Origin of the sequence: Alcaligenes pakistanensis (genome assembly GCF_014652815.1) — a bacterium.
Classification (GTDB): domain Bacteria; phylum Pseudomonadota; class Gammaproteobacteria; order Burkholderiales; family Burkholderiaceae_B; genus Alcaligenes; species Alcaligenes pakistanensis.
Genome location: NZ_BMZN01000001.1, coordinates 829,924 through 843,599, shown reverse-complemented (window position 1 = coordinate 843,599; position 13,676 = coordinate 829,924). Strand labels below are relative to the sequence as shown.

Sequence of the window (13,676 nt, the reverse complement as noted above, 5' to 3'; positions counted from 1 at the left end):
ATGGCAGAAATTCAAAACTACACCCTGAACTTTGGTCCTCAGCATCCAGCCGCACACGGTGTGTTGCGTCTGGTGCTTGAGCTGGACGGCGAAGTCATTCAGCGTGCTGACCCCCATATTGGTTTATTGCACCGTGCCACTGAAAAGCTGGCGGAGCACCGCACCTTTTTGCAGACTTTGCCTTACATGGATCGTCTGGACTATGTGTCCATGATGGTCAACGAGCACGCCTACTGTATGGCGATTGAGCGTCTGGTCGGTGTCGAGGTTCCGCTGCGTGGTCAATATATCCGCGTCATGTTTGACGAGATTACCCGCATTCTGAATCACTTGATGTCGATTGGTTCGCACGCGCTGGACGTGGGCGCCATGGCAGTCTTCTTGTACGCTTTCCGTGAACGTGAAGACCTGATGGACTGTTACGAAGCCGTCTCCGGTGCTCGCTTGCACGCGGCCTACTATCGTCCTGGTGGCGTCTACCGCGACCTGCCCGGCACCATGCCTCAGTACAAGGCTAATAAATACCGTTCCGACAAAGAACTGAAAGCCATGAACGACGCACGTTCGGGCTCTTTGCTGGATTTCATCGAAGACTTCACCAATCGCTTTCCCGCGTGTGTGGACGAATACGAGACCCTGCTGACTGATAACCGTATCTGGAAGCAGCGTCTGGTGGGCGTGGGCGTGGTTGATCCTGATCGCGCCAAGGCGCTGGGCTTTACTGGCCCTATGCTGCGTGGTTCGGGCGTGGAGTGGGATCTGCGTAAGATGCAACCCTACGAAGTCTATGATCGCGTCGAATTTGATATCCCTGTGGGTCGCAATGGTGACTCCTACGACCGCTACCTGGTTCGTATCGCTGAGATGCGCGAGAGCAATCGCATCATCCGTCAGTGTGTGCAGTGGCTGCGCAATAATCCCGGCCCAGTCATCACAGATAACCATAAAGTGGCACCGCCGTCGCGCGAAGGCATGAAAACCGGGATGGAGGACTTGATCCACCATTTCAAACTGTTCTCCGAAGGGATGCACGTGCCCACGGGCGAGGTGTATGCCGGTGTGGAACATCCAAAGGGCGAGTTTGGCATTTATCTGGTATCTGACGGTGGTAACAAGCCTTACCGCATGAAGATCCGTGCTCCGGGCTTCGTCCACTTGCAGGCCCTCGATGAAATGAGCCGCGGTCACATGATTGCCGACGCGGTCACTATTATCGGCACGCAGGACATTGTGTTTGGCGAGATCGACCGTTAAGGTCGCGCCTGGAAAAACGGAACCGAATTATGTTGCTTTCCGAAAAAGCCTACCAACAGATAGATAAGGAACTGAACAAGTTCCCGGCAGATCAACGTCGCTCTGCCATCATGGCCTCTTTGGCCATTGCCCAGCAGGAAAAAGGCTGGGTATCGCCTGAAATTATAGAGGATGTCGCCCAATATATTGGCGTGGAGCCCATTGCTGTTCAGGAGGTCGCGACCTTCTACAACATGTTCCATACCAAGCCTGTTGGTCGCTTCACTATTTCTGTGTGTACCAACTTGCCCTGTGCGCTGCGTGACGGCGTCAAGGCAGGCGAATACCTGAAAGAAAAGCTGGGTATCGAATACGGTGAAACCACGGCTGACGGCCAGTTCTCCCTGATCATGGGAGAGTGCATGGGCTCATGTGGTGATTCGCCCGTCATGTTGCTGAACAATCAGCACATGTGCGTGCGTATGGAAGCCGAGCGCATTGATGCCATGCTCGAAGAATTGAAGACACACGGAGAATCGGCATGATTGCACCGGACATTCTGCGTAAGTTCTCCCAGGGATTAGAGCCTAATCCTGGTGACGACTTGTCGCGCAGCATGATTTTTCATGATCGCCATATCGAGCCACAGATTCTGGCCGGTTTGAACGGCGACAACTGGGGCCTGGAAGAGTACGTTAAACGTGGTGGCTATGAAGCCCTGCGTAAAGTCTTGACCACCGGCATGAAACCCGAAGACGTTATTGCTGAAGTCAAAACTTCCGCATTGCGTGGCCGTGGTGGTGCAGGTTTCCCCTCGGGCCTGAAGTGGAGCTTTATGCCCCGCACCTTGCCCGGTCAAAAGTACCTGGTATGTAACTCTGACGAGGGCGAGCCCGGCACCTTTAAAGACCGCGATATTTTGCGTTTTAACCCGCATATCGTGATTGAAGGGATGGCTATTGCCGCCTACGCCATGGGCATTACTGTGGGTTACAACTACATCCACGGTGAAGTGTTCGAGATTTATCAGCGTTTTGAAGAAGCGCTGGAGCAGGCCCGTGAGGCCGGCTTCCTGGGTGACAAGATCCTGGGCTCGGACTTCAACTTCCAGCTGCATGCATTCCACGGTTACGGCGCCTATATTTGCGGTGAAGAGACCGCGTTGCTGGAGTCCCTGGAAGGCAAGAAGGGCCAGCCCCGTTTCAAGCCGCCATTTCCCGCCAGTTTTGGTCTGTACGGCAAGCCTACGACCATCAATAACACTGAAACATTTGCAGCTGTTCCTTGGATTCTGCGCAATAGCGGCCAGGAATACCTGGAAGTGGGTATCCCTAATGCTGGTGGCACCAAGATCTTCTCCATTACTGGCGACGTAGAGCGTCCCGGTAACTACGAAGTACCTCTGGGTACGCCTTTTGCAACCTTGCTGGAACTGGCAGGTGGCATGCGTGACGGTCGCAAACTGAAAGCGGTGATCCCTGGTGGGTCCAGCTCGCCTGTTTTGCCGGCCGACATCATGATGGCGACCAATCTGGACTATGACTCCATCGCCAAGGCGGGCTCCATGCTGGGTTCGGGTGCCGTCATTGTGATGGACGAGACACGCTGCATGGTCAAGTCTTTGCTGCGTCTGTCCTATTTTTATTATCACGAAAGTTGCGGCCAGTGCACGCCGTGCCGTGAAGGCACAGGCTGGTTGTGGCGCATGGTGCATCGCATCGAGAACGGTCAAGGTCGCGCTGAAGACTTGGACATGCTCGACGACATTGCACATAACATCATGGGCCGCACCATTTGCGCCCTGGGTGATGCTGCTGCCATGCCGGTGCGCAGTTTCGTTAAGCATTTCCGCGACGAGTTCGCACACCACATCGAGCATAAAGGCTGTGTGGTGCCTCAATATTTGTAGGCCAGGACAACGTAATGGTAGAACTCACCATCGATGGCATTAAAGTTGACGCCCCGGAAGGCAGCATGGTCATTCAGGCTGCCCATGACGCCGGTGTCTACGTGCCGCACTTCTGTTATCACAAAAAACTGAGTATTGCCGCCAACTGCCGCATGTGTTTGGTGGACGTGGAAAAAGCACCCAAGCCTTTGCCAGCTTGTGCCACTCCCGTCACCAACGGCATGGTTGTGCGTACTCGTTCGGAAAAAGCCGTTGCCGCTCAAAAGAGCGTCATGGAATTTCTGCTGATCAACCACCCGCTGGATTGCCCTGTGTGCGATCAGGGTGGTGAATGTCAGCTGCAGGATCTGGCCGTGGGTTACGGTGGCTCCGAGTCGCGCTACAAGGAAGAAAAGCGCGTTGTGGCCGCCAAGTCCATGGGTCCACTGATCTCGACCGAAGCTATGCAGCGTTGCATTCATTGCACCCGCTGTGTGCGTACTGGCGAAGAAATCGCCGGTGTTCAAGAGGTCGGGATGCTGAACCGTGGCGAACACGCCGAGATCACCACCTTTGTGGGTCGCGCAGTCGAGTCCGAGCTGTCGGGCAATATGATTGACGTCTGCCCAGTGGGTGCCTTGCTCTCCAAGCCTTTCCGCTTTAATGCGCGTACCTGGGAACTGGCTCGTCGTCGCAGCGTTAGCCCGCACGACAGCGTGGGTGCCAACCTGGTATTGCAAGCCAAGATGGACAAGGTTTTGCGTGTCGTGCCTTTCGAGAACGAAGAAGTTAACGAGTGCTGGATCAGCGACCGTGACCGTTTCTCCTACGAAGGTTTGTACACCGAAGATCGTCTGACTCGCCCCATGGTGCGTGGTGATGATGGCCAGTGGCGCGAAGCCTCCTGGAACGACGCCATGCAAACCATCGTGGCCGGCATGAATGCAGTGCGCGAGAAGTTTGGTGCGGATCAACTGGGCTGTATTGGCTCGGCGACATCCACCACAGAAGAACTGGCTTTGCTGGCTCGTCTGGGTCGTGCTCTGGGTACTGAAAACGTGGACTTCCGTCTGCGTCAGACCGATGCCCGTCTGGATGGTGCCTTGGCCGGCGTGCCTTGGTTGGGTATGCCGCTGACCGCCCTGAACGAGCTGGATCGCGTTCTGGTTGTGGGCTCCTTCCTGCGTAAAGATCATCCCTTGATGGCCCAGCGTCTGCGCCAGGCTGTTAAACGTGGTGCTCAAGTTTCCTTCATTGATTCGGCTGCCGATAATCCATTGTTCAATGCGATTGCTGGCCGCATGACGGTTGCTCCTAGCCAGTTGGCCAACTCCTTGGCTCAAGTGCTGGTCGCTGTTGCCAAGGCCAAGGAAGCCGCGGTTCCTGCTGGTCTGGAAGGCGTACAGGTTTCTGCTGAAGCTCAGCTGATCGCTGACAGCCTGGCTTCCGGTGAACGCGTGGCCATCTTGCTGGGCAATATGGCAGTCAACTCGGATCAGGCCAGCGTCATTGCTGCCAACGCCAATGCAATTGCACAGGCCAGTGGTGCCAAGCTGGGCTTCCTGACTGCTGGCGGTAACACCGTGGGTGGTTACCTGGCCAATGCAGTACCTGGCAAGGGTGGTTTGACTGCCGAGCAAATGCTGGCTCAAACCCTGCGTGCATATCTGGTTCTGAATGTTGAGCCTGCTCTGGATAGCGATCTGGGCGAGCGTGCAATAGAAACGCTTAAGTCCGCGACGTTCTCGGTGGCTCTGACTTCCTACCGTTCCGCTGCTGAGCAGTGGGCCGATGTGATGTTGCCTGTGTCTCCTTTCACGGAAACCTCCGGTACTTTTGTGAACGCCGAAGGCCGTGTACAAAGCTTCAAGGGCGCCGCAGCACCTGTAGGCGATACTCGTCCAGCTTGGAAAGTCCTGCGTGTCCTGGGCAACTTGTTCCAGCTGGATGGTTTTGACGACGAAACGTCGGAATCGGTGCGTGACTCGGTCATGGCTGCTGGTGTGGAATCGCGTCTGTCCAACCAGATCAATCTGGCTGCTGGTGTCTTGCCTGCAGGCAGTGGCCTGGAGCGTGTGGCCGATGTGCCTATCTACCGTAGCGATGCGCTGGTTCGTCGTTCGGCTCCTTTGCAGGAAACACCTGCTTCGGCCGCACCGACCGCCCGCATGGCGGCGGCCACTCTGGCTCAACTGGGCTTGTCCGATGGTGATCTGGTAAAGGTGCGTTCCTCTCAAGGTGAAGTTAGCCTGTCAGCTCAGTTGGATGACACCGTGGCATTGAACTCGGTGCGTGTTGCCACCGCTTTTTCTGAAACTGCCGCTTTGGGTAGCGCATTCGGTCAATTGACAGTGGAGCGTGCATAACATGGATTTTCTCTCTGTCATCAATAACTACGGTACCGAGCTGCTCGGACCTACCGCTTGGTTTGTTGTGTGGACCTTGCTCAAGGTAATCGCGATTGCGGTACCGGTGATCTTGTGCGTTGCCTACCTGACTTACTGGGAACGTAAGATGATCGGCTTCATGCATTCGCGTCTGGGACCCACTCGTGTGGGTTACCGCGGCTTGCTGCAGCCTTTCGCTGACGTCTTCAAGCTGCTGACCAAAGAACTGATCATTCCGGCTCAATCCAATAAGGTTCTGTATCTGTTGGCCCCTGTGGTCACCTTGATGCCTGCCTTAGCGGCTTGGGCAGTGATTCCTTTTGGTCCTGATGTGGTGCTGTCCGACATCAATGCCGGTTTGCTGTACATCCTGGCGATTACTTCCCTGGGTGTCTACGGTGTGATCGTGGCTGGCTGGGCATCCAACTCCAAGTACGCCTTGCTGGGTGGTCTGCGAGCAGCCGCTCAGGTTCTGTCCTACGAACTGGCCATTGGTTTTGTCCTGATTACCGTGTTGCTGGTTTCCGGCACGCTGAATCTGTCGGGCATCGTGATGGGCCAGACACAGGGTTACTTCGCGGACAAGGGCTTGAACTTCTTGTCGTGGAACTGGCTGCCATTGCTGCCACTATTTGTGATCTACGTAATTTCTGCTGTTGCTGAAACCAACCGTCACCCCTTTGACGTGGTGGAAGGTGAATCGGAAATTGTGGCGGGTCCCATGGTGGAGTACTCCGGTACCGGTTTTGCTCTGTTCTTTTTGGGCGAATACGCCAACATGATCTTTCTGTCGGCTCTGGCGTCCATCATGTTCTTGGGCGGTTGGACTCCGATTGTCGAGTTCGCTCCCTTCACGTGGATTCCGGGGTGGCTGTGGTTGGGTCTGAAGACCTTTATCGTGGTCTCCATGTTTATCTGGTTCCGTGCGACGTTCCCACGTTACCGCTATGACCAGATCATGCGTTTGGGCTGGAAGGTATTTATCCCGCTGACCGGTGTTTGGCTGGTTATTGTGGCGATCTGGATGCAGACGCCCTGGAACATCTGGCATTAAGGCTAAGGGGCAAGATTATGGAAGCAATCAAAGATTTCTTTGGCAGCCTGATGCTGTCCGAGATGCTCAAAGGCATGCGCCTGACGGGGAAGTATTTCTTCAAGCGTAAAGTTACGCTGCGTTATCCCGTTGAAACCACGCCGACTTCGCCACGTTTTCGCGGTTTGCACGCTTTGCGTCGCTACGAAAACGGCGAGGAGCGTTGCATCGCGTGCAAACTGTGCGAGGCCGTATGTCCCGCCATGGCCATCTCGATCGAGTCGGCAGAACGTGAGGACGGCACGCGCCGCACTACACGTTATGACATCGATCTGGCCAAGTGTATTTTCTGTGGTTTCTGTGAAGAAAGCTGCCCGGTCGACTCGATCGTGGAGACACATATTCACGAATACCACGGCGAAAAACGCGGCGATTTGTACTACACCAAGGACATGCTGCTGGCTATTGGTGACCGCTACGAAGACGAAATTGCTCGTCGTCGTGCTGCAGATGCACCTTATCGCTAAGGCCGGAGCTCTACACTCATGTTATTTACTACTGTTCTGTTTTATGTGCTGGCGCTGGTGATGGTGGTGGCCGCGTATCGCGTGATCGCTGCCAAAAACCCGGTTACGGCCGTATTGCATTTGATTCTGGTCTTTTTCACGGCTGCCATGCTGTGGATCACGATGGGCGCGGAGTTCCTGGGCCTGTTGCTGGTAGTGGTCTACGTAGGCGCGGTGATGGTGATGTTCCTGTTCGTCATCATGATGCTGGACGTACGCCAGGAATCGGCTGCCAAGAAATTCCAGGCTCACGTTCCTATGGGGCTGTTGATCGGCGCCATCATGGTTCTGGAAATGGGCTTTGTGCTGACCAAGCTGTGGTTCACCACAGCGCCTGCCGCTGCAGTGCCTGCTGACTACAACAACACCCGCGTCATTGGCGAGTTGATGTATTCCCAGTACGTACTGGCAGTCTTGCTCGGTGGCATTGTGCTGCTGGTTGGCATGATCTCGGCCATTGCGCTGACTCTGCGTAAACGTGAAGGTGTCAAACGCACCGTGTCTGGTGAGCAGGTCAAGGTTCGCGCCAAAGACCGTTTGCGTATGGTTTCTATTCCCTCTCAAACCGAAAAGCCGTCGGTGTCCAGTTCGGCTGACGCTGTCGTGCCAGGAGACAAATGATGATGACGCTGACGCTTGCGCACTATTTGGTCCTGGGCGCTGTGCTGTTCACGATCGGCCTGCTGGGCTTTTTTCTGAACCGTCGCAACCTGATTATTTTGCTGATGTCTGTTGAGCTGATTCTCTTGTCGGCCAACATTAATTTCGTGGCTTTTTCCACGTGGATGGGCAATGAGGCAGGTCAGGTGTTTGTCTTTTTCGTCCTGACGGTCGCTGCGGCCGAGGCGGCCATTGGTCTTGCAATTTTGGTTCTGTTGTTCCGCAACCTTAATTCGATCAATGTCCAAGATCTCGACCAGCTCAAGGGTTGATGGGATAGCACACTAATGAACTCCATAAATCTTTACTTAACGATTGCACTTGCTCCCCTGGTGGGCTCGGTGCTGGCTGGTTTATTTGGTACCGGCTTCCTGGGCCGATTTATCGGCAAGACAGGCGCGCATCTGCTGACGATCGCTGGCGTGCTGATTGCCTTTATCGGCTCGGTCATGGTGATGTTTCAGGTGCTGGAAGGCCAGACCTTCAATGGCCCGGTCTACACCTGGATCACCATTGGCAGCGTTCAATGGGATATCGGTTTCCTGATCGACAAGCTGACTGCCCTGATGATGGTGGTGGTGACTTCCGTGTCGCTGATGGTGCACATCTACACCATTGGGTACATGAAAGATGACCCAGGTTATCAGCGCTTTTTCTCCTATATCTCGCTGTTTACCTTCTCGATGCTGATGCTGGTCATGTCCAACAACATGCTGCAGCTGTTCTTCGGTTGGGAAGCGGTGGGTCTGGTGTCTTACTTGCTGATCGGTTTCTGGTACGAACGCAAAACGGCTATTTTTGCCAACATGAAGGCCTTTTTGGTCAACCGTGTTGGTGACTTCGGTTTTGCCCTGGGTATTGGTCTGCTCTACGCCTACACCGGCTCCATGAACTACAGCGACGTGTTTGCCAAGGTTCAGGAACTGAGCACCATGACATTCCCCGGCACTGACTGGCAATTGCTGACCGTTGCGGCTCTGGCCCTGTTTGTGGGTGCCATGGGTAAATCGGCTCAGGTTCCTTTGCACAGCTGGTTGCCTGACTCCATGGAAGGTCCTACCCCGATCTCGGCACTGATTCACGCCGCGACCATGGTGACGGCCGGTATCTTCATGGTGGCTCGTTTCTCGCCAGTCTTTGAACAGTCGACCACTGCGCTGTCCTTCATTATTGTGATCGGTGCAACCGGTGCCTTGTTCCTGGGCTTGCTGGGTATTATCCAGAACGACGTCAAACGCGTTGTGGCTTACTCCACCTTGTCTCAGCTGGGTTACATGACAGTCGCCCTGGGTGCTTCGGCTTACTCGGCCGCTGTGTTCCACCTGATGACACACGCGTTCTTTAAAGCCTTGCTGTTCCTGGGCGCTGGTTCGGTGATTATCGGTATGCACCACGATCAGGACATCCGCAATATGGGTGGTCTGCGCAAGTACATGCCTATTACCTGGCTGACTTTCCTGATCGGTACGCTGGCTCTGGTTGGTACGCCATTCTTCTCGGGTTTCTACTCGAAAGAGCACATCATCGAAGCCGCTGGCGAAGCCGGTATCTGGGGTTCGACTTACGCTTACTACGCCACACTGATTGGTGTGTTCGTGACGTCGCTGTACTCCTTCCGTCTGTACTTCCTGGTATTCCACGGCAAAGAGCGTTTCCGTGACGTCAAGCACGACGAGTCGCATGGTCATGATGATCATCATGCTCACGGGGGAGACCCTCACGAGTCGCCTTGGGTGGTTACGTTGCCCCTGGTTCTGCTGGCCATTCCGTCTATCTTTGCCGGTATCTGGTTTGTTGATCCGCTGCTGTTCGGTGGCTACTTTGACGGCATTATCACGGTTCTGCCCGACCACCCTGCGATGGCAACATTGGCCAGTCATTGGACTGACTGGATGGCTTACGCCATACATGGCTTTGGCACGCTGCCATTCTGGCTGGTTGTGGCAGGCGCAGTGGTGGCTTGGTACATGTACCTGGTCAATCCTGCTTTGCCGGCAGCAATCAAAAAGAACAGCTCTTTTATCTACCGTATCCTGGAGAACAAGTACTACGTTGACTGGTTCAACGAGCAAGTACTGTCTCGTGGCGTTCGTTGCCTGGGTACGGGCCTCTGGAAAGGTGCTGACCGCGGTCTGATCGACGGACTGGTGGTCAACGGTAGTGCGCGCGTGGTGGGCTGGGTGGCTGCAGTTAGCCGTCATATCCAGTCTGGCTATGTCTACCACTACGCCTTTGCCATGATCCTCGGGATCCTGGCGCTCTTAACCTTTTTTGTACTGACGGTTCGGTAAATGGCTAGCGATATGGCGTCTTCTACTCTTCCTTGGTTAACGCTGGCGATTTTTGTACCTATCGTCGCTGGCCTGCTGGTGCTGGCTTTGGGGCGCGATGACCGTCCCACCTTCACCCGTTGGCTGGCCCTATTGGGTTCGATTGCTGGCTTACTTGTCACGATTCCTCTGTACACGAGCTTTAATCCCGGTACGGCCGACATGCAGTTTGTCGAGCTGGCCCCCTGGATTGATGCCTTCAAGGTGAATTATCACCTTGGCGTGGACGGTATTTCCATGTGGTTCGTCCTCCTGACTGCGTTCATCACGGTAATCGTGGTGTTGGCGGGCTGGCAGGTTATTAAGAACCGCGTGGCTCAATACATGGGTGCCTTCCTGATCCTGTCGGGTCTGATGGTTGGCGTTTTCGCCGCCCTGGATGGCTTGCTGTTCTACGTGTTCTTTGAAGCCACACTGATCCCGATGTATCTGATCATCGGTATCTGGGGTGGACCGAACCGGGTGTATGCCTCGTTCAAGTTCTTCCTCTACACGCTGATGGGTTCCTTGTTGACCCTGGTTGCCTTCATCTACTTGTGGAACGTGTCCGGCGGTACTTTCGACATCCTGACCTGGCACAAAGTCCCCTTGGACTACACCACTCAGGTGCTGATCTTTGTGGCGCTGTTCATGGCTTTTGCAGTGAAAGTGCCGATGTGGCCTGTCCACACCTGGTTGCCTGATGCTCACGTGGAAGCACCTACCGGTGGTTCCGTGGTGCTGGCTGCCATCATGTTGAAACTGGGTGCTTACGGCTTCCTGCGCTTTTCTTTGCCCATCGCTCCAGATGCCTCGCAAGGTCTGGCTGGAATCATCATTGCCCTGTCCCTGGTCGCGGTGATCTACATCGGTCTGGTTGCCATCGTTCAGGATGATATGAAAAAGCTGGTGGCTTACTCCTCTGTGGCTCACATGGGTTTTGTCACACTGGGCTTTTTCGTGTTCAACACCACGGGTATGGAAGGCGCGATCATGCAGATGATCTCGCACGGTTTCGTATCCGGTGCCATGTTCCTGTGTATCGGTGTGCTGTACGACCGCATGCATAGCCGCCAAATCGCCGATTACGGTGGTGTGGTTAAAGTTATGCCACGCTTTGTCACCTTCTTTGTGCTGTTCTCCATGGCCAACAGTGGTTTGCCAGGCACCAGCGGCTTTATCGGTGAGTTCACCGTCATCATGGGCGCGGTCGAATACAACTTCTGGATTGGTCTGTTGACTGCAACAGCACTGATTACAGGGGCTTCTTATTCGCTGTGGATGCTCAAGCGCGTGGCCTTTGGCCCCGTGGGTAACGACAAAGTTGCTGGCATGAGCGACCTGAGCGGCCGTGAGTTCTTCGTTCTTGGCGTAATGGCGATTGCGGTAATCGGTATGGGTGTGTATCCCAAGCCATTTACCGAGGTCATGCACGTTTCGGTTGAAGCGTTGCTGCAACACGTCTCCATCTCGAAACTGTAGGCCGAATCACTATGGATACTACCTTTAATTTTTCTCTGGCTTTGCCGGAGATCCTGCTCCTGGTTCTGGCCTCGTGTGTGCTGATTTTTGATGCGTTCAGCACGCATAAGCAGCGCCACTCGACCTTTGTTTTCAGCCTGTTGACGCTTGCCGTGGTTGCGGCCAGCGTGGCCTGGCAGTGGTCCAAGGGCGTTAGCGGCGTCTCGTTTGGTGGTCTGTTCGTCGTCGACGAAATGGCACACTTCCTGAAGCTGCTGTCGTGTGCGGCGGTGGCTGCAACCCTGATCTACGGTCGTGAGTACGCTGAACAGCGCGACATGATGGAGCGCGGTGGCGAACTCTACACCCTGACTCTGATGGCCTTGCTGGGCCAGATGATCATGATTTCGGCCAACAGCATGTTGACCGCTTATCTGGGCGTAGAGCTGATGTCTTTCGCTCTGTATGCGCTGGTTGCCTTGCGTCGTGAGCACCGTCAGTCCATCGAAGCTGCCCTGAAGTACTTCGTGCTGGGTGCCTTGGCCTCCGGTGTCTTGTTGTACGGCATGTCCATGATCTATGGCGCTACTGGCAATCTGGAGTTCCCACGTATTGCTGAAGTGATCGCTAGCGGTCAAGCCGAACGTCTGGCTCTGGTCTTTGGTGTGGTGTTTGTGGTGGCAGGTCTGGCCTTCAAATTGACGGCTGCGCCTTTCCACATGTGGACACCGGACGTCTACCAAGGCGCTCCTACCACCGTGACCCTGATCATTGGTGCCGCACCTAAGCTGGCCGCGTTTGCTGTGACCATGCGTTTCCTGGTTGAAGCTTTACACGGCGTAGCCGTGGACTGGCAGCCTATGTTGCTGATCATGGCGGTGTTGTCGCTGGCTCTGGGTAACCTGACTGCGATCATGCAAAAGAATCTCAAGCGTATGCTTGCGTATTCGACTATTTCGCACATGGGTTTCATTTTCCTGGGCCTGCTGGCTGGCGTTTTCAATGGCGAGACTCACTCTCAAGCCTACGGCGCCTCATTGTTCTACGTGGTGATTTATGTCCTGACCACGCTGAGCACCTTTGGTCTGATTCTGATCTCCAGCCGTCGCGGTTTTGAGTGTGAAAACATCAGCGATCTGAAGGGTTTGAGCCGTCGTAATCCTGGTCTGGCCCTGGTTTGGCTGCTGTCCATGTTCTCCCTGGCAGGTATTCCTCCGCTGTCCGGCTTTGCGGCCAAGCTGAGTGTTCTGCAAGCGGTGGTCGGCGCTGGCTATGTCTGGCTGGCCGTGTTTGCCGTGATCATGTCCCTGATCGGTGCTTTCTACTACTTGCGTGTCGTGAAAGTTGTTTACTTTGACGAGCCTGAAGGCGAAGCACACCCTGTCTCTACAGGCTTGATGACTAAGCTGGTCATGCTGGTAAACGGTGTATTGATTATCGGCCTGGGCCTGTTGCCTGGTGGTCTGATGGATACCTGCATCCGCGTGATTCAGTCTTCCTTGCAGTTTTAAGTAGGTAGCACTATGGACCAAAGCCTTTCCATCTGGGTTGTGATTGTTCTTTCCGTGATTACGGCCAACTTGCCGTTTCTCGTGGAAAAACCCTTGCTGGTTTTGCCTTGGTCCTTGCCAGGCGAGAGCTCCAGTCTCTCGTCCGGCTTGCAATTGATTGTTGGTGTGGTCTACCTGGCTGTGTTGGCAGGTTTGGGATTCGGTATTTACACCGTGATCGCCTCCAGCTCTGGCCTGAGCTCCTTGCCTGTTCTGCTGGGCAAGTTGTTTCTGGGGCTGGCGGTGGTCGCTGCGGTGTTTTATTTCCCGGCTTGGCGTACCCGCCACCAGAAAGTCTCTAAAGGCTTTTTCCCCCGCTTGCTGGAAGTCTGTGCTTTTTACGGCATTGTGATTGTTTTCGGCTTTGCATTTGAGGCCAGCATCGGTAATCCGTTTAAACAGACTTGGGTGTTCTTTACTATTACCTTTGCTTTGTTTTTGGTGATGGCTTATCCCGGTTTTGTGTATCGATACTTGATGCGCCACCCCAAAGGCAAGTTTGAATAGTGCTGACTGAATGAAAAAACCTCGCAAATTACATTGCGAGGTTTTTTTTCGTCCCAGCTTTGAGCTGATTTCTTAAGCTACT

Annotated in this window: 12 protein-coding genes; all 12 read left to right on the top strand. The window is 54.6% G+C overall.

Features of this window, described 5'->3' with window-relative positions:
- The 12 genes from IE156_RS03875 to IE156_RS18350 are packed head-to-tail and all read left to right on the top strand — an operon-like array spanning position 1 to position 13,594.
- Positions 1-1,254, top strand: a complete 1,254-nt coding sequence (locus IE156_RS03875; protein WP_189391138.1) for an NADH-quinone oxidoreductase subunit D — start codon at positions 1-3, stop codon at positions 1,252-1,254.
- A gap of 29 nt (positions 1,255-1,283) precedes the next feature.
- Positions 1,284-1,778 carry an NADH-quinone oxidoreductase subunit NuoE gene (gene nuoE, locus IE156_RS03870; protein ID WP_189391137.1) on the top strand — a complete coding sequence of 165 codons (495 nt, stop codon included), beginning with the start codon at positions 1,284-1,286 and terminating at the stop codon, positions 1,776-1,778.
- The gene (gene nuoF / locus IE156_RS03865; RefSeq protein ID WP_189391136.1) at positions 1,775-3,142 is read left to right on the top strand and encodes an NADH-quinone oxidoreductase subunit NuoF; all 1,368 of its coding nucleotides are present in this window, start codon (positions 1,775-1,777) and stop codon (positions 3,140-3,142) included. The genes nuoE and nuoF overlap by 4 nt, the downstream gene beginning before the upstream one ends.
- A 14-nt stretch (positions 3,143-3,156) precedes the next feature.
- Positions 3,157-5,487: an NADH-quinone oxidoreductase subunit NuoG gene (gene nuoG, locus IE156_RS03860; RefSeq protein ID WP_189391135.1), complete on the top strand. Its 2,331-nt coding sequence runs from the start codon at positions 3,157-3,159 to the stop codon at positions 5,485-5,487.
- Position 5,488: 1 nt separating this feature from the next.
- Positions 5,489-6,562: an NADH-quinone oxidoreductase subunit NuoH gene (gene nuoH / locus IE156_RS03855; protein ID WP_189391134.1), complete on the top strand. Its 1,074-nt coding sequence runs from the start codon at positions 5,489-5,491 to the stop codon at positions 6,560-6,562.
- 17 nt (positions 6,563-6,579) lie between these two features.
- On the top strand, positions 6,580-7,068 hold the full coding sequence (gene nuoI / locus IE156_RS03850) for an NADH-quinone oxidoreductase subunit NuoI (protein ID WP_189391133.1): 489 nt from the start codon (positions 6,580-6,582) through the stop codon (positions 7,066-7,068).
- A gap of 18 nt (positions 7,069-7,086) precedes the next feature.
- The gene (locus IE156_RS03845) at positions 7,087-7,728 is read left to right on the top strand and encodes an NADH-quinone oxidoreductase subunit J (RefSeq protein WP_189391132.1); all 642 of its coding nucleotides are present in this window, start codon (positions 7,087-7,089) and stop codon (positions 7,726-7,728) included.
- Between the two features lie 2 nt (positions 7,729-7,730).
- A complete protein-coding gene (nuoK, locus tag IE156_RS03840; RefSeq protein WP_189391422.1) occupies positions 7,731-8,039 on the top strand; it encodes an NADH-quinone oxidoreductase subunit NuoK in 309 nt (102 codons plus the stop codon).
- A 15-nt stretch (positions 8,040-8,054) separates the two neighbouring features.
- On the top strand, positions 8,055-10,058 hold the full coding sequence (gene nuoL / locus IE156_RS03835) for an NADH-quinone oxidoreductase subunit L (protein ID WP_189391131.1): 2,004 nt from the start codon (positions 8,055-8,057) through the stop codon (positions 10,056-10,058).
- 12 nt (positions 10,059-10,070) lie between these two features.
- Positions 10,071-11,558 carry an NADH-quinone oxidoreductase subunit M gene (locus IE156_RS03830; protein ID WP_189391130.1) on the top strand — a complete coding sequence of 496 codons (1,488 nt, stop codon included), beginning with the start codon at positions 10,071-10,073 and terminating at the stop codon, positions 11,556-11,558.
- A gap of 11 nt (positions 11,559-11,569) precedes the next feature.
- Positions 11,570-13,048 (top strand): NADH-quinone oxidoreductase subunit NuoN, encoded by a 1,479-nt coding sequence (gene nuoN / locus IE156_RS03825; RefSeq protein WP_189391129.1) that lies wholly within the window; start codon positions 11,570-11,572, stop codon positions 13,046-13,048.
- A gap of 12 nt (positions 13,049-13,060) precedes the next feature.
- On the top strand, positions 13,061-13,594 hold the full coding sequence (locus tag IE156_RS18350) for a DUF2818 family protein (protein WP_229840964.1): 534 nt from the start codon (positions 13,061-13,063) through the stop codon (positions 13,592-13,594).
- Positions 13,595-13,676: the final 82 nt, after the last annotated feature.